This is a genomic window from Rhodococcus sp. 06-221-2 (assembly GCF_002258365.1).
GTDB lineage: Bacteria > Actinomycetota > Actinomycetes > Mycobacteriales > Mycobacteriaceae > Rhodococcoides > Rhodococcoides fascians.
In genome coordinates, this window is the sequence record NZ_NOYJ01000026.1 from 1 (window position 1) to 14798 (window position 14798).

Sequence of the window (14798 nt, forward strand, 5' to 3'; positions counted from 1 at the left end):
GGCCTCCCACATTTGTGGCTCTACCGGCCAGGACCCACTCCTGTCGGCAACCCACGCTTACATGCGGAGGGGCCCCAGCCAAGACCTCCATACCGTCTAACTGTCGAAGCCCAGACCCAACGCGTCCATTCCCTTCAGCCACAATCCCCGCCGTCCCTCGTTGCGGTCTGCACGAGCGAATTGCGCACGAGTGATGTTGATCCCGATCGACTTGAGGGGCTCGGGTGGAAACGGCAACGGCTTGGTACGCACCATCTTCAGGCGTGTCCGTTCGGTGTCCTTGCCGTCGAGTAGGTCGAGCGCGGTGCGGGCCCCGAAGTGCGACGCGCCGACGCCGAGTCCGGTGAACCCGGCCACCGAGGCCACCCGTCCGTTCATGCCGAGATCCCAGAAGGCACTGAACCGCGAGCACGTGTCGATCGATCCGCCCCACGCGTGGGTGGCACGGATTCCCTCGAGGGCTGGGAACATCTGCAGCAGATGTTCGGCGAGCAACGCGAACTCTTCTGGATGTTGGGTTCGGCGTGGGTCGGTGTCGCTACCGTAGAAGTAGTGCGCGTCCCACCCACCGAACAGGATGCGATCGTCGGCCGTCAACCGGAAGTAGTGGAATCGATTGCCGGAGTCGGCCAATCCTTCGCGGCCGGACCAGCCGATTGCGGCGAGCTGCGCCGGCGTCAGTGGTTCGGTCATGATCACGTAGTCCCACACCGGGACTATCCAGTGACGGAGCTTGCGGCGCAACGATTTCGATGCCGAGGTGGCCAGCAGAACCTTGACTGCCTCGATGGTGCCGTAGCCCGTCTTCACCCGAATACCGTTGCCGGACTTGTCGATCGACAAGGCCCGAGTGTTCTCGTGGATGCGTACGCCGAGCGACTCCGCCGCGTCGGCCAGGCCCCAGGCCAATTTGGCAGGATCGATCATCGCGACGTCGGGGTCGAACAGGGCACCGCGCGCCATCGGTGAGGTGATTTTGGCTCTCACTGCAGCGGCGTCGAGGTATTCCATCGGTTGCGACAGTCGTCTCCCCTCGTCGCCGAGCTCACGGAGGTCGTCGACCTGCCAGTCGAAATTGGCGATGTCGAGCTCGCCCGTGCGTTCGATGTCGGCGTCGATTCCGTACTTCTTCGCAGTCGCGCAGATCGCGTCGAGCGTCTCGGTTCCCATTCGCAGCAACTCGGGTAGTTCGTCGGCATACCGGTCGAGTCCGTTGCCCAGTCCGTGCGTCAGGCTGGCCGCGCAGAAGCCGCCGTTGCGTCCGGTGGCGCCCTCGGCAATGCGGTCGCCTTCGAGCAACACGATTGATCTGTCGGGGTTCTCCTCTGCCGCCTGCAGAGCCGCCCACAATCCGGTGAACCCGCCGCCGACGATCACCAGATCCGCAGACGTCGAACCGGAGTGCCGCGGCCTGGGCGTCGGTCGTTCCGGTCGGTCGAGCCAGAAGGGCTGCGGCGCTGCTCCGAGAACCATCGCCACGCCGCGATCGGTGGGTTCGGTAGCCCAGGATGCGCTCATCGTCGTAGCTCCTGATCCTCGGGTCCTGCGCTAGCGAAAACGGTGCGATGCCAGGACTTTCGGGCCACACCGGTGATGTCGGTCATCACGTGTTTGACGGTGAGGTACTCGTCGAGCGAGTAGCTCGACATGTCCTTGCCGAAGCCCGACGCTCCGAAACCGCCGTGCGGCATCTCGCTGATGATCGGGATGTGGTCGTTGATCCACACACAACCGGCCGCGATCTCCCGCGACGCTCGGCCCGCGCGGTACACGTCGCGGGTCCACGCCGAGGCCGCCAGTCCGAACGCGGTGTCGTTGGCCCGCCGAATCGCATCGTCGTCGCCGTAGTGCCGCGACACCGTGAGCACCGGTCCGAACACCTCGTCGCGGTAGATCTCGTCCTGCTCACCCACATCGGCGATCAACGTCGGCGGGTAGAAAGCACCCCTACCGTCCGGGACACGGCCTCCGGTGACGATCCTCGCTCCGATATCGCGAGCCCGATCCACCATGGCCGCAACCCGATCCCGATGCGCGATCGAGATCAGCGATCCCATGTCGGTCGCCGGATCCGTCGGATCTCCCATGACGACGCGTTCCATCACCTCGGCTACTCCGGCGACGAAATCGTCGTACAGCGAGTCCGCGACGATGGCGCGGGTGGCTGCCGTGCAGTCCTGTCCGCCGTTGATCAACGAACCGGCGACGGCACCGTGAATCGCAGCCTCGAGGTCGGCATCGTCGAACACCACGAAGGGGGCCTTGCCGCCGAGTTCGAGCTGCACCCGGGTGCCGTGCACGGCTGCCTGCGACATCACCTGCCTCCCGACGGGAGTCGACCCGGTGAAAGTCATCAGGTCCAGGCCCGCATGCGAGGACAACGCGACTCCGGCCTCCGCTCCGGTTCCGGTGACCACGTTGAACACCCCGTCGGGCAGGCCGGCCTCCGAGGCGAGACGCGCCAGACGCAGCGTGGTCAGAGGCGTGAGTTCACTGGGCTTGAGCACGATGGAACACCCGGCCGCCAACGCCGGGATCGCCTTCCAGACGGCCATCTGCAGCGGATAGTTCCACGGCGTGATCGATCCGACCACGCCGACCGGGTCGCGTCGGATGGCCGAGGTGTGTTCGCCCGAGTACTCGGCCGCCGCCTTGCCGTCCAGATGTCGGGCAGCTCCGGCGAAGAACTCGATGTTGTCGACACTGCCCGGAACGTCGAACTCCGTTGCCAGACGCACGGTTTTACCGGTCTGGGCCACCTCTTCGGTGGCGAATTCGGCGTCGGCCGCCACCGATCGCGCCAAGTCGGCAAGCACCGCGCCGCGCTGGGCCGGCGTTGCGGTGGCCCACTGCGGTAGCGCCGAGCGCGCTCGAACGAGAGCCGCTTCGACGTCCGCTGCCGTGGCGAGACCGAACTCGGACACCACAGTTCCGGTCGCCGGGTTCTCGACGCCGCAGCGGTCGCCGCTGCCGTCCACTGCGCGTCCGTCGATCCAACAACCAGGAATGTTCGCCATGACTGCACGATACCGACCGATCCACGGATTCGCCCGGTTTCCGATCCCGCAACAACCGATTCTGTCGTCGACACAGATATTTATTGCGAATTTCATCGCCTATCGCTTGTGTCGGCGGCGGTGTCGGTGACAAGATCGACCGATGCCGGATCAGTCACCCATCGCACTCGACGACGTCTCCAAGGCGATCATCGAACAACTTCAGGAGGACGGGCGACGCTCCTACGCCGCGATCGGCAAAGCCGTCGGGTTGTCGGAAGCTGCCGTGCGGCAACGTGTTCAACGCCTGACGGACTCCGGCGTCATGCAGATCGTCGCCGTCACCGATCCGGTACAGGTCGGATTCAAGCGGCAGGCCATGATCGGCATCAAATGCACCGGAGACAGTCATGCACTGGCCGAGCAACTCTCGGCGATCGACGCGATCGACTACGTGGTCCTCACGGCAGGCTCCTTCGACATCGTGGTCGAAGTGGTGTGCGAGGACGACGAACAACTACTACGGATTCTCAACAAGCAGATCCGCAGCCTCGACGCGGTCACCAGTACCGAAACCCTGGTCTATCTGAAACTCGTCAAGCAGCAATACAATTGGGGAACACGATGACGCGAACCACATCCGAGCTCGACGCCTCCGCGGCCAAGCATCTGTGGGGCCACTTCACCCGTCACGGCGGCGGGGTCACTCCCCCGATCATCACCCGCGGTGAGGGTTCGACCATCTGGGACTCGAACGGCAAGAGCTACATCGACGGACTGTCGGGCCTGTTCGTGGTGCAGGTGGGGCACGGCCGCGAAGAACTGGCCGAGGCCGCAGCGAAGCAGGCCAAGGAATTGGCGTTCTTCCCACTGTGGTCGTACGCCACCGAGCCGGCCATCGAACTCGCCGAACGGCTCGCCGGATACGCCCCTGGGGACCTCAACCGAGTGTTCTTCACCACCGGCGGTGGCGAAGCAGTCGAGAGCGCGTGGAAGCTGGCCAAACAGTATTTCAAGAAGGTCGGCAAACCAGGTAAGCACAAGGTGATCTCGCGTGCCATCGCGTACCACGGCACCCCGCAGGGCGCCCTGGCCATCACCGGTATCCCGGCACTCAAGGAACCATTCGAACCGTTGACCCCGGGCGCATTTCGGGTGCCGAACACCAATATCTATCGGGCTGCGGCCCCCATGGACACCGATCCCAAGGCGTTCGGAATCTGGGCGGCCGACCGCATCGCCGAGGCCATCGAATTCGAGGGCCCCGACTCGGTGGCAGCCGTGTTCCTCGAACCGGTCCAGAATGCGGGTGGCTGCTTCCCTCCTCCACCCGGATACTTCGAGCGGGTCCGCGAGATCTGCGATCGCTACGACGTCCTGTTGGTCTCGGACGAGGTCATCTGCGCGTTCGGGCGCATCGGATCGATGTTCGCCTGCAACGACTTCGGCTACGTACCCGACATCATCACCTGCGCCAAGGGAATGACCTCGGGCTACTCCCCCATCGGCGCGATGATCGCCTCCGACAAGCTCTTCGAGCCGTTCGACGACGGCACGTCGAGCTTCGCGCACGGCTACACCTTCGGCGGGCACCCCGTCTCCGCAGCCGTCGCCATGGCCAATCTCGACATCTTCGAACGCGAGGGGCTCAACGCCCACGTTGCGGACAACGCACCCGCGTTCCGCGCGACGCTCGAAAAACTGCACGATCTGCCCATCGTCGGCGATGTGCGCGGCGAGGGGTACTTCTACGGCATCGAGTTGGTGAAGGACAAGGCCACGAAGGAAACGTTCAGCGACGCCGAAGCAGAACGCATCCTCCGCGGGTTCCTGTCCACCGCCCTGTTCGACGCCGGGCTGTACTGCCGGGCCGACGACCGCGGCGACCCGGTGGTGCAGCTGGCTCCGCCGCTGATCTGCGGGCAGAAGGAGTTCGACGAGATGGAACAGATCCTGCGCAGCGTGCTGACCGAGGCGGGCAACCTGATCTGACCGACGGCGTTACTGCCCGATCCGGTCGATGACGAGGGGGGTCGGCTGCGCGGCGGTGGTGCCGATCTCCCAACTGCCCTCGAGGGCCTGCTGCGCGTAGTCGAACTTCTCCGGGGTGTCGGTGTACAGAGTGGCCAACCGATCCCCGGCGCGAACCCGATCGCCCGGCTTGGCATGCAGACGCACGCCGGCTGCGCTCTGTACCGGCTCGCCCTGCCGCTCCCGGCCCGCGCCGAGCCGCCACGCCGCGAGGCCGACGCCCATCGCGTCCAAGCCGGTGACGACGCCGTCCTGCGTCGCAGTGAATTCCTGGCTCTCACGGGCGACGGGCAACGCGGCGTCGGGGTCGCCGCCCTGCGCCGCGATCATCGTGCGCCACCGGTCCATGGCGGACCCGTCGGCAAGCTTGTCTGCCGGATCGATGCCCTCGATCCCGGCCGCGGCAAGCATCGTGCGTGCCAGCGTGATCGTCAGCTCCACGATGTCCGCCGGCCCGCCGCCGGCCAGAACCTCCACCGACTCCTGCACTTCGAGCGCGTTGCCCGCGGTGAGGCCGAGCGGTGTGTCCATCGCCGTCAGCACCGCCAGGGTCCGTACGCCCGCATCCGTTCCGAGTTCGACCATCGCCGTTGCCAGTTCGCGTGCATCGTCGACGTTCTTCATGAACGCGCCCGCCCCGACCTTCACGTCGAGCACCAACGCGCCCGTGCCCTCGGCAATCTTCTTGCTCATGATCGAACTGGCGATCAACGGAATCGACTCGACGGTTCCGGTGACGTCGCGCAGGGCGTAGAGCTTCTTGTCGGCCGGAGCCAGATCTGCGCCTGCCGCGCAGACCACCGCGCCCACGGCCGGGTCGGCAAGAATCCGGTGCATCTCGTCGCCGCTGAGATCAGCTCGCCATCCGGGGATGGACTCGAGCTTGTCCAAAGTGCCCCCGGTATGTCCCAGCCCGCGGCCCGACAGTTGCGGCACCGCCGCTCCGCACGCAGCGACCAAGGGTGCGAGCGGCAGCGTGATCTTGTCTCCGACGCCACCGGTCGAGTGCTTGTCCACGGTAGGGAGCGGCAACGCGGAGAAGTCCATTCGCGTGCCCGACGCGATCATGGCGTTCGTCCACGTACTCAACTCCCGGCGCGACAATCCGCGCAGCAGAATTGCCATCGCCAACGCCGACATCTGTTCCGGCGCGACGCTTCCGCGGGTGAACTCGGCGATCACCCACTCGATCTGCTCGTCGTCGAGAACGCGTCCGTCGCGTTTGGCGCTGATGATCGATACGGCGTCAGGCATGGTTGTTCACGCGTCCTTCGTCGAGGTTGTCGGGGCCGAATGCGTCCGGGAGCAACTCTGCCAGCCGACGCGGCCCGGTGGCGGTATCGACGAGCAGATCCGCGCCGCCGAACTCGTACAGCAACTGCCTGCACCGCCCGCACGGCATGAGGATCTCGCGTCGGGAATCGCAACAGGAAAAGGCAACGAGCCTGCCCCCGCCGGTCGAGTGCAGGTTCGACACCAACCCGCACTCGGCGCACAGGCCCAAACCGTATGAGACATTTTCCACATTGCACCCGGTGACAATGCGATTGTCGTCCACCAGAGCTGCCGCGCCCACCGGAAAATTGGAGTACGGGGCGTATGCATGCCTCATGGCCCCATGGGCATTGTCGCGCAACGCATTCCAGTCGATTTCGTTCATGGTCACCCATCCAATCACGCTGTCTGAATTGATGCAGAGATCTACCCGAAACCGCCCGAATGAATTGGGAAGGCAAACCTAACACGGGATTTCGGCACCATACGAACCTCGAGTCGAATTAGTTCCGTGTTTCGAATGGGTTTACAGTTTCTATCAAGCGGCTAGTACAACCAGCACTAGGGCCGAATCGCGACAAATCGAGCCAGGTTAAGCCCGGCCACCGGGCTCGACGCGTCCACCAACGACGTTGGAGGCATTGCACTCGATGAGTAGCACGACGGAAGCCGCTCCGGTCAAGGAGCGCAAGCGGTCTCTGTACCGCGGGGACCCGGGAATGTGGTCCTGGGTTCTGCACCGCATCACAGGCGTGTTGACGTTCTTCTTCTTGTTCGTCCACGTTCTCGACACGGCGATGGTTCGGGTCAATCCCGAGACGTACGACGCCATCATCGAAACCTACAAGACCCCGCTCGTCGGACTCATGGAACTCGGCCTCGTCGCGGCAGTGCTGTACCACGCGTTGAACGGCATCCGAGTCATGCTGATCGACTTCTGGGCCAAGGGACCGCAGTACCAGAAGCTGATGCTCTGGGTCATCGCAGTCGTCTGGCTCGTCGTCATGATCCCGGGCGCGGGACGAATCTTCTACAACATGTTCACGGCGGGTGGTCACTGATGTCGACGCAGGGTCCCGAGGCGAAGGTCCTCGGCACGAACTACGACCGTCCGGCCAGCCTGGCCAACCCGCGTTCGCCGCGGCGTCAGAGCAAGGGCAACTTCGAGCTCTACGCGTGGCTGTTCATGCGGTTCTCCGGCCTGGCACTCGTCGTGCTGGTCCTGGGCCACATGTTCATCATGCTGATGCTCGACGACGGCGTGCACCGCATCAACTTCGCCTTCGTCGCCGGCCGTTGGGCCAGCCCGTTCTGGCAGTTCTGGGATCTGACGATGCTGTGGCTGGCACAGCTGCACGGCGGCAACGGTCTGCGCACCATCATCGCCGACTACTCCCGCAAGGACTCGACGCGATTCTGGCTGACGACCTTGCTGGTGCTGTCGATGATCCTCATCATGGGCGTCGGCACCTACGTCATCTTCACCTTCGATCCCAACATCTCGGCGAGCTAAGGACACTGACGCTTACATGCAGGAACATCGTTACGACGTACTGATCGTCGGCGCAGGCGGTGCCGGAATGCGTGCTGCGATCGAAGCCGGACCCCGTGCTCGGACAGCCGTATTGACCAAGCTCTACCCCACCCGCTCCCACACCGGAGCAGCTCAGGGCGGCATGTGTGCCGCCCTGGCCAACGTGGAGGAAGACAACTGGGAGTGGCACACGTTCGACACCGTCAAGGGCGGCGACTACCTCGCCGACCAGGACGCGGTGGAGATCATGGCCAAGGAGGCCATCGACGCCGTCCTCGACCTCGAGAAGATGGGTCTTCCGTTCAACCGGACACCCGAAGGAAAGATCGACCAGCGACGCTTCGGCGGCCACACCCGTGACCACGGCAAGGCACCCGTTCGTCGCGCGTGCTACGCAGCCGACCGCACCGGTCACATGATTCTGCAGACGCTCTACCAGAACTGCGTCAAGCACGACGTCGAGTTCTACAACGAGTTCTACGCGCTCGATCTCTGCCTGACCGAGACGGACGACGGGCCGGTTGCCACCGGCATCATCGCCTACGAACTCGCCACCGGCGAACTGCACATCTTCCACGCCAAGTCGATCATCTTCGCGACCGGCGGCTCGGGACGTATCTACAAGACGACCTCCAACGCGCACACTCTGACCGGCGACGGCATGAGCATCGTGTTCCGCAAGGGACTTCCCTTGGAGGACATGGAGTTCCACCAGTTCCATCCGACCGGCCTCGCCGGCCTGGGCATCCTCATCTCCGAGGCCGTCCGCGGCGAAGGCGGCATTCTGCGCAACGAGTCGGGTGAACGCTTCATGGAGCGGTACGCCCCGACCATCAAGGACCTCGCTCCGCGCGACATCGTGGCGCGGTCGATGGTGCTCGAGGTTCTCGAGGGACGCGGCGGTGGTCCCAACAAGGATTACGTCTACATCGACGTCACCCACATTCCCGAGGAAGTTCTCGACGAGAAGCTCCCCGACATCATGGAGTTCTCGCGCACCTACCTCGGTGTCGACCCCGTCAAGGAGCCGGTGCCGGTCTACCCGACCTGTCACTACGTCATGGGCGGTATCCCGACCAAGATTCGCGGTGAGGTGCTGCGCAACAACGAGGACATCGTCCCCGGCCTGTACGCGGCAGGTGAGTGCGCCTGTGTGTCGGTGCACGGCGCGAACCGTCTGGGAACCAACTCGCTGCTCGACATCAACGTCTTCGGTCGTCGTGCGGGCATCGCCGCGGCCGAGTACGCCAACTCGGTGGACTTCACCCCGCTCCCCGAGGAGCCGGCGAAGATGGTGCAGGACTGGCTCGAGCTGATCCTGTCCGACCACGGTCACGAGCGGGTGGCCGACATCCGTTCCGAGATGCAGCAGTCGATGGACAACAACGCGTCGGTCTTCCGCACGCAGGAACGCCTCGAGACGGCGCTGAAGGATGTGCGCGCCCTCAAGGAGCGCTACAACCACATCACCGTCGCGGACAAGGGCAAGCGCTACAACAGCGACCTGCTCGAGGCCATCGAACTCGGCTTCCTGCTCGAGATGGCCGAGGTGACCGTCGTCGGAGCGCTCAATCGCAAGGAATCACGCGGCGGACACGCTCGCGAGGACTTCCCCGATCGCAACGACGCCGAGTACATGAAGCACACCATGGCCTACAAGGAGGGCGAAGGTTTGCTCACCGAGATCCGCCTGGACTACAAGCCGGTAATCCAGACCCGCTACGAGCCGATGGAGCGGAAGTACTGACATGAGCGCACCCACACTGGACAAGAAGTCCGAACAGAACGATCTGCCTCCCGTGCCCGACGGCGCGGTCATGGTCACGCTCAAGATCGCTCGTTTCAACCCCGAGAGCGGCGACGGCCAGTATTGGGACACCTTCCAGGTCCCCACGCTGCCCACCGACCGACTGCTGAACCTGCTGCACTACGTCAAGGGCTACCTCGACGGAACTCTGACGTTCCGTCGCTCGTGCGCCCACGGCGTCTGTGGCAGTGACGCGATGCGCATCAACGGCGTCAACCGTCTCGCCTGCAAGGTGCTGATGCGCGACATGCTGCCGAAGGATTCGTCGAAGACCCTCAACATCACCATCGAGCCCATCCGTGGCTTGCCGGTGGAGAAGGATCTCATCGTCAACATGGAGCCCTTCTTCGACGCGTTCCGCGCCGTGAAGCCGTTCCTCATGACGACGGGCAACGAGCCGACCCGCGAGCGCATTCAGTCGGCTGCGGACCGCGCCCGTTTCGACGACACCACCAAGTGCATCCTGTGTGCGTGCTGCACCACCTCGTGCCCGGTGTTCTGGAGCGACGGAAGCTACTTCGGTCCGGCGGCCATCGTCAACGCGCACCGGTTCATCTTCGACAGCCGTGACGAGGGTGCCACCGAGCGTCTGGACATCCTCAACGACGTCGAGGGTGTGTGGCGCTGCCGCACCACGTTCAACTGCACCGACGCATGCCCTCGTGGCATCCAGGTGACCAAGGCCATCCAGGAAGTCAAGCGCGCACTGCTGTTCGCTCGCTAGTCACCACGGCTACGACGAAAGCGCCCCTTCGCACACGCGAAGGGGCGCTTTCGTCTGTCCGTCACACGAACGCGCTGTAGCCCGTCACGCCGCGGCCGACGATGAGGTTGTTGATCTGAGCGGTGCCCTCGTACGAGTACAACGCCTCGGCATCGGAGAAGAACCTGATGACCTCGTGCTCGATGAGAATTCCGTTGCCGCCCATGATCTCTCGGGCCCATCCGACCACCTCGCGCAGACGCGTCGTGCAGAACGTCTTCGCGAGCGCCGCATGCTCGTCGTGATGAACTCCGTTGCCCTGCAGTTGTGCGACGCGAACGGCCATCCCCAGAGACGCGGTGATGTTCGCCGTCATCCGCGCGATGAGATCGGCAATGAGCTGGAACGAGGCGATCGGAGACCCGAACTGCTCCCGTTCGCGCGCGTAGGCGACGGCTCGCTCGTACGCGCCCATCATGACGCCGACGGCTTGGAACGCCACTCCTCCGCGGGTCAGCCGAAGCACCTTGGCGGTGTCGGCGAACGAGTTGGCCTCGGCCAGCTTGTTGGCCACCGGGACGCGGCAGTTCTCGAGATGGACGTCGGCGTTCTCCACTGCGCGAAGCGAGTACTTCCCCTCGATCTTCTCTGCCCGGAACCCCTCGAATTCCTTCTCGACCACGAAGCCCTTGACCTCGCCGTCCGCCTCGTCCTTGGCGAAGACGATCGTCAGGTCCGCGAAGGTCGCATTACCGATCCATCGCTTGCTTCCGTTGAGAATCCAATGGTCTCCATCGAGGCGAGCCGTGGTCTCCAACCCGCCGGCGACGTCCGATCCGCCGTGCGGTTCGGAGAGTCCGAACGCGCCGATCGTCTCCATTCGGCGCATGGCGGGCAACCACCGCTCGCGCTGTTCTTCGGACCCCAGAATCGAGATACTGCTCATCGCCAGCGAACTGTGCACGCTGAACATCGTTCCGGTGGACGGATCGACCCGCGCGAACTCCATTTCGAGCCAGCCGGTGAGTAGTTTGCGGGAGGCCTTGCGGTCGTCAAAGGTGTATCCCAGACCCGCGATTTCGAGTTCGGCGATGGCCGGCATCAGGTGTACCGGTGATACGGCCTTCTCCCAGAACTCGTTGGCTCGCGGCGCAACCTGCTCCTGGAGGAACCGGCGGGTACGCAGGACCACCTCGGTCTCGGCTTCGTCGAGCAAGCCCTGATACCCATAGAAATCCGATTCGAGGAAATCCGGCGACAGTGGCCCGAGGGGCTCGTGCTTGCTCATGGTCGACTCCTTCGTCCGGTGCCGCGCTCGGGCACCACTACTGCTCTTCTACCCGCCGCGCCCCTGTCTCACCCATCGCGGGTCGTCAGCGACCGAGTTCGTGGGTGAGGGTTGCGAGCTCCTGGCCCCCGGCCATTTCGGTCGTGAGCTCGTCGAGCGAGATGTCGTCGTAGGTGCAGTCCAATTTCTGGCGGCCGCGGTCGAGCAGGACGAAATGATCGCCCACCAGGTACGCGTGGTGAGGATTGTGGGTGATGAACACGACGCCCAGTCCCTGCTCTTTGGCGGCGGAGATGTAGCGCAGCACCATCCCGGATTGTTTGACTCCCAGCGCCGCGGTGGGCTCGTCGAGAATCAGCACACGGGCTCCGAAGAAGATCGCGCGCGCAATTGCCACGCATTGCCGCTGACCGCCGGACAGCGCCCCGATGGGGGCATCGACGTCGGGCAGATCGATGCCCATCTTGCGCAGCTCTTCGATGGTCGTCGCGCGCATGGCGTTCGTGTCCAGAGTCTTGAAGAATCTGCCCTTCGTGAGCTCCTGGCCGAGAAAGAAGTTGCGCCACACCGGCATCAGCGCGACCACGGCAAGATCCTGGTAGACCGTCGCGATACCCAGGTCGAGAGCATCCCTCGGCGAGTCGAACGTCCTCGGTGTGCCGTCGACGAACAGCTCCCCCTCGGACTGCTTGTGCAGGCCCGCCATGATCTTGATCAACGTGGACTTGCCTGCGCCGTTGTCACCGAGAACTCCGGTGACCTCACCGGCACCGACGCGTAGGTCGATTCCGTGCAGCGCAACGATGTTGCCGTAGTTCTTACCGACGTTCTTCAGCTCGATGAGCGGCGCCGACGGCGACTGGACGGGCTGGTCCGAGGAGGTAGTCATGCTCACCTTTTCGCCGCGTAGTTACGGAAGGAGTTGTTGGCGATCACGGCGAAGAGGAGCATCGCGCCGAGAAAGAACTTGAACCAGTCGGGATTCCATCCGGCATACACGATGCCCTGGTTGGTCATTCCGAAGATGAACGCACCGATGAAGGCTCCGACGGCGGTGCCGTACCCACCCGTGAGCAGACACCCTCCGATGACTGCCGCGATGATGTAGAGGAATTCGTTGCCGACGCCTTGGCCGGACTGCACGGTGTCGAACGCGAACAGCAGGTGCATCCCGACGAACCACGCGCAGAACCCTACGAACACGAACAGGCCGATCTTGACCTTGGTCACCGGAACACCGACGGCCCTGGCCGATTCCTGATCGCCGCCGACGGCGAAGATCCAGTTACCGATGCGAGTTCTCATGAGCACCCACGTGGCCACGAGTGTGAACACGACCCACCACACGACGGTGATACGGATGGAGACCCCGAACAGCGAGAACGACGAGGAGAACACGGCTTTCGCCGAGTCGAAGCCCTGCATGTCCGAGATCGACGGGGTCGCAACCTGTCCGGTGACGAGTTTGGTGACGGCCAGATTGATGCCGGTGAGCATCAGGAACGACGCCAGCGTAATCAGGAACGACGGAATTCTCGTCTTCGTCACCAGATACCCGTTGACGAAGCCGACCGCCGATGCGAGGCCCAGCGCCAGCACAGCTCCGGTCCACACGTTCAGGTGCAGGTTGTAGGCGAGCATCGACGCCATGATCGAGGAGAACGTGACCGCGACCCCGGTGGACAGGTCGAACTCGCCGCCGATCATCAGCAGCGCGACACCGATCGCCATGATTCCGATCGTCGACGACGCGTACAGCACGGTGGCCAGTGCTTCGGGAGACCGAAACGGCGGCGCGACGATGCAGAAGAAGACGAAGATGGCGATCGCACCGAACAGGGCACCCATCTCTGGGCGAATCAGCAAGCGCTGCAACGGTTTCTGTTTCTTCACCCGCTCGTCCAGGATCACGGCGTGCGTTCCCGAAGCCGGGTCGGCCTGTGTTGGCATGATGTTCCTTCCGCGTCCGGACGACGCTCAGCGAGTTCCGTTGCGGGCGTACTCGGCGATGGCCTCGATGTTGGTCGAGTCGACGAAGGCCGGGCCGGTGAGCACCGGGGTGCCGCCGCCGATGGTGTTGCCGTTGTTGAGGTAGAGCCACAGGGAGTCGATGGCGAGATAACCCTGCAGATAGGGCTGCTGATCGATGGCCCAGGCGACGTCACCGGACTCGATCGCGTCGACGAGGGCCGCGTTGGTGTCGAACGTGACGACGGTGGCGTCGCTACCGGCATTGGTCTTCGATTGCACCGCGGTCAGTGCGATCGGGGCCGCGAGCGCTACCACGTGATCGATGCTCGGGTCCTGCTGGAGCTTCGCGGTGATCGTCGCCTCGACCGACGGCATGTCCTTGCTGTTGACGTTCAGAATTTCGGTGCTGCCCCCGGTGAAGCCCTGTCGAACTCCTGCGCAGCGCGCTTCGAGCGCTACTGCGCCCTGCTCCTGGATGATGCACAAAGTCTTTCGCGCACCGTCTTCGGTGAGCCGCGCCCCGGCAGCCCTACCCGCGATGGTTTCGTCCTGACCGAAGTACTGCTGCACCCCCATTGCGCTCCATGCGTCGTAGCCGGAATTGAAGGCGACGACCGGGATGCCCGCTGCGGTTGCCGCCTCGACAGCCGGAGCCATGGCCTCGGGCTTGGCCAGTGTCAGAGCGATGCCGTCGACCTTCGAGTCGATCGCGCTCTGAACGAGATTGGCTTGATTGGGTGCCTCCGGATCGGCCGAGTAGCGGAGCTCGATGTTGTCCTTGGCGGCTGCGGCCTCGGCTCCCTTTCGGATGAGATCCCAGAAGGTGTCGCCCGGTACCTCGTGCGTGATCATCGCTACCGTCGCCGCAGGCGTGTTCGCCACTCCCGCGTTGCTGCCGTTGTCGGTGGATCGTGGAGCCCCACCGGTGCTCGAACAGGCCGTCAGCGCCAGCACCATCACCAACCCGAGCGCGACGCCCGCCCCACCGGCGCGGCGTCGAACCGAGCGGAGCGAGCCGGTACGGGCCGCCTGTCGAAATGTCATCCGGGTTCCTCTCGGGCGACCGAGCTGTCGGTAGTACAGCTCGGCGGATCACTGTCTGTACAACGTAATGCCGATCACAGACGATGGACGTAGTTTGGCAGGGCCTTCGAACCGGCCCGCTCCCCGGTGGGTCGCGGCCTCGGTGACCT

The 14798-nt window shown here is 64.2% G+C and carries 14 protein-coding genes; 6 read left to right on the forward strand and 8 right to left on the reverse strand.

Annotation, left to right across the window (positions count from 1 at the left end; translation table 11 throughout):
- Nucleotides 1-96: 96 nt before the first annotated feature.
- Both CH281_RS14610 and CH281_RS14615 read right to left on the reverse strand, forming a co-directional pair.
- Complete coding sequence (locus CH281_RS14610) at nucleotides 97-1518, reverse strand: NAD(P)/FAD-dependent oxidoreductase (RefSeq protein WP_032387040.1); 1422 nt, start codon at nucleotides 1516-1518, stop codon at nucleotides 97-99.
- Nucleotides 1515-3017 carry a gamma-aminobutyraldehyde dehydrogenase gene (locus CH281_RS14615; RefSeq protein ID WP_032400169.1) on the reverse strand — a complete coding sequence of 501 codons (1503 nt, stop codon included), beginning with the start codon at nucleotides 3015-3017 and terminating at the stop codon, nucleotides 1515-1517. The genes CH281_RS14610 and CH281_RS14615 overlap by 4 nt, the downstream gene beginning before the upstream one ends.
- 142 nt (nucleotides 3018-3159) lie before the next feature.
- On the opposite strand from CH281_RS14615, the gene CH281_RS14620 reads away from it, so the two are divergent.
- A complete protein-coding gene (locus tag CH281_RS14620) occupies nucleotides 3160-3624 on the forward strand; it encodes an Lrp/AsnC family transcriptional regulator (protein ID WP_027496424.1) in 465 nt (154 codons plus the stop codon).
- Nucleotides 3621-4988 (forward strand): aspartate aminotransferase family protein, encoded by a 1368-nt coding sequence (locus tag CH281_RS14625; protein ID WP_027496423.1) that lies wholly within the window; start codon nucleotides 3621-3623, stop codon nucleotides 4986-4988. The genes CH281_RS14620 and CH281_RS14625 overlap by 4 nt, the downstream gene beginning before the upstream one ends.
- 9 nt (nucleotides 4989-4997) lie before the next feature.
- On the opposite strand, the gene CH281_RS14630 is transcribed toward CH281_RS14625, so the two are convergent.
- A complete protein-coding gene (locus CH281_RS14630) occupies nucleotides 4998-6281 on the reverse strand; it encodes a thymidine phosphorylase (RefSeq protein ID WP_032408072.1) in 1284 nt (427 codons plus the stop codon).
- Nucleotides 6274-6687, reverse strand: a complete 414-nt coding sequence (locus CH281_RS14635; RefSeq protein WP_027496421.1) for a cytidine deaminase — start codon at nucleotides 6685-6687, stop codon at nucleotides 6274-6276. Before CH281_RS14635 ends, CH281_RS14630 begins: the two co-directional genes overlap by 8 nt.
- A gap of 334 nt (nucleotides 6688-7021) precedes the next feature.
- On the opposite strand from CH281_RS14635, the gene sdhC reads away from it, so the two are divergent.
- Genes sdhC through CH281_RS14655 form a run of 4 tightly spaced genes read left to right on the forward strand, consistent with a single transcriptional unit; the run spans nucleotide 7022 to nucleotide 10367 of the window.
- The gene (sdhC, locus tag CH281_RS14640) at nucleotides 7022-7363 is read left to right on the forward strand and encodes a succinate dehydrogenase, cytochrome b556 subunit (protein ID WP_027496420.1); all 342 of its coding nucleotides are present in this window, start codon (nucleotides 7022-7024) and stop codon (nucleotides 7361-7363) included.
- On the forward strand, nucleotides 7363-7815 hold the full coding sequence (locus CH281_RS14645; protein WP_027496419.1) for a succinate dehydrogenase hydrophobic membrane anchor subunit: 453 nt from the start codon (nucleotides 7363-7365) through the stop codon (nucleotides 7813-7815). The genes sdhC and CH281_RS14645 overlap by 1 nt, the downstream gene beginning before the upstream one ends.
- Nucleotides 7816-7831: 16 nt before the next feature.
- Complete coding sequence (gene sdhA, locus CH281_RS14650; protein ID WP_027496418.1) at nucleotides 7832-9583, forward strand: succinate dehydrogenase flavoprotein subunit; 1752 nt, start codon at nucleotides 7832-7834, stop codon at nucleotides 9581-9583.
- A 1-nt stretch (nucleotide 9584) separates the two neighbouring features.
- Complete coding sequence (locus CH281_RS14655) at nucleotides 9585-10367, forward strand: succinate dehydrogenase iron-sulfur subunit (protein ID WP_027496417.1); 783 nt, start codon at nucleotides 9585-9587, stop codon at nucleotides 10365-10367.
- A 61-nt stretch (nucleotides 10368-10428) separates the two neighbouring features.
- On the opposite strand, the gene CH281_RS14660 is transcribed toward CH281_RS14655, so the two are convergent.
- From CH281_RS14660 to CH281_RS14675, 4 genes are all read right to left on the reverse strand, one after another.
- Nucleotides 10429-11634 carry an acyl-CoA dehydrogenase family protein gene (locus CH281_RS14660; RefSeq protein WP_094694624.1) on the reverse strand — a complete coding sequence of 402 codons (1206 nt, stop codon included), beginning with the start codon at nucleotides 11632-11634 and terminating at the stop codon, nucleotides 10429-10431.
- 85 nt (nucleotides 11635-11719) lie between these two features.
- Nucleotides 11720-12523: an ATP-binding cassette domain-containing protein gene (locus CH281_RS14665; protein ID WP_032371015.1), complete on the reverse strand. Its 804-nt coding sequence runs from the start codon at nucleotides 12521-12523 to the stop codon at nucleotides 11720-11722.
- Nucleotides 12524-12525: 2 nt separating this feature from the next.
- Nucleotides 12526-13584, reverse strand: a complete 1059-nt coding sequence (locus CH281_RS14670) for an ABC transporter permease (RefSeq protein ID WP_032366677.1) — start codon at nucleotides 13582-13584, stop codon at nucleotides 12526-12528.
- A gap of 27 nt (nucleotides 13585-13611) precedes the next feature.
- The gene (locus CH281_RS14675; protein ID WP_032393416.1) at nucleotides 13612-14562 is read right to left on the reverse strand and encodes a substrate-binding domain-containing protein; all 951 of its coding nucleotides are present in this window, start codon (nucleotides 14560-14562) and stop codon (nucleotides 13612-13614) included.
- Nucleotides 14563-14798: the final 236 nt, after the last annotated feature.

Bases quoted from the DNA above. Each gene is read 5' to 3' on its own strand.
- CH281_RS14610 (WP_032387040.1), bottom strand. From the start codon at position 1,518: ATGAGCGCATCCTGGGCTACCGAACCCACCGATCGCGGCGTGGCGATG.
- CH281_RS14660 (WP_094694624.1), bottom strand. From the start codon at position 11,634: ATGAGCAAGCACGAGCCCCTCGGGCCACTGTCGCCGGATTTCCTCGAA.
- sdhC (WP_027496420.1), top strand. From the start codon at position 7,022: ATGTGGTCCTGGGTTCTGCACCGCATCACAGGCGTGTTGACGTTCTTC.
- CH281_RS14620 (WP_027496424.1), top strand. From the start codon at position 3,160: ATGCCGGATCAGTCACCCATCGCACTCGACGACGTCTCCAAGGCGATC.
- sdhA (WP_027496418.1), top strand. From the start codon at position 7,832: ATGCAGGAACATCGTTACGACGTACTGATCGTCGGCGCAGGCGGTGCC.
- CH281_RS14625 (WP_027496423.1), top strand. From the start codon at position 3,621: ATGACGCGAACCACATCCGAGCTCGACGCCTCCGCGGCCAAGCATCTG.
- CH281_RS14655 (WP_027496417.1), top strand. From the start codon at position 9,585: ATGAGCGCACCCACACTGGACAAGAAGTCCGAACAGAACGATCTGCCT.
- CH281_RS14635 (WP_027496421.1), bottom strand. From the start codon at position 6,687: ATGAACGAAATCGACTGGAATGCGTTGCGCGACAATGCCCATGGGGCC.
- CH281_RS14630 (WP_032408072.1), bottom strand. From the start codon at position 6,281: ATGCCTGACGCCGTATCGATCATCAGCGCCAAACGCGACGGACGCGTT.
- CH281_RS14615 (WP_032400169.1), bottom strand. From the start codon at position 3,017: ATGGCGAACATTCCTGGTTGTTGGATCGACGGACGCGCAGTGGACGGC.
- CH281_RS14645 (WP_027496419.1), top strand. From the start codon at position 7,363: ATGTCGACGCAGGGTCCCGAGGCGAAGGTCCTCGGCACGAACTACGAC.
- CH281_RS14670 (WP_032366677.1), bottom strand. From the start codon at position 13,584: ATGCCAACACAGGCCGACCCGGCTTCGGGAACGCACGCCGTGATCCTG.
- CH281_RS14665 (WP_032371015.1), bottom strand. From the start codon at position 12,523: ATGACTACCTCCTCGGACCAGCCCGTCCAGTCGCCGTCGGCGCCGCTC.
- CH281_RS14675 (WP_032393416.1), bottom strand. From the start codon at position 14,562: ATGGTGCTGGCGCTGACGGCCTGTTCGAGCACCGGTGGGGCTCCACGA.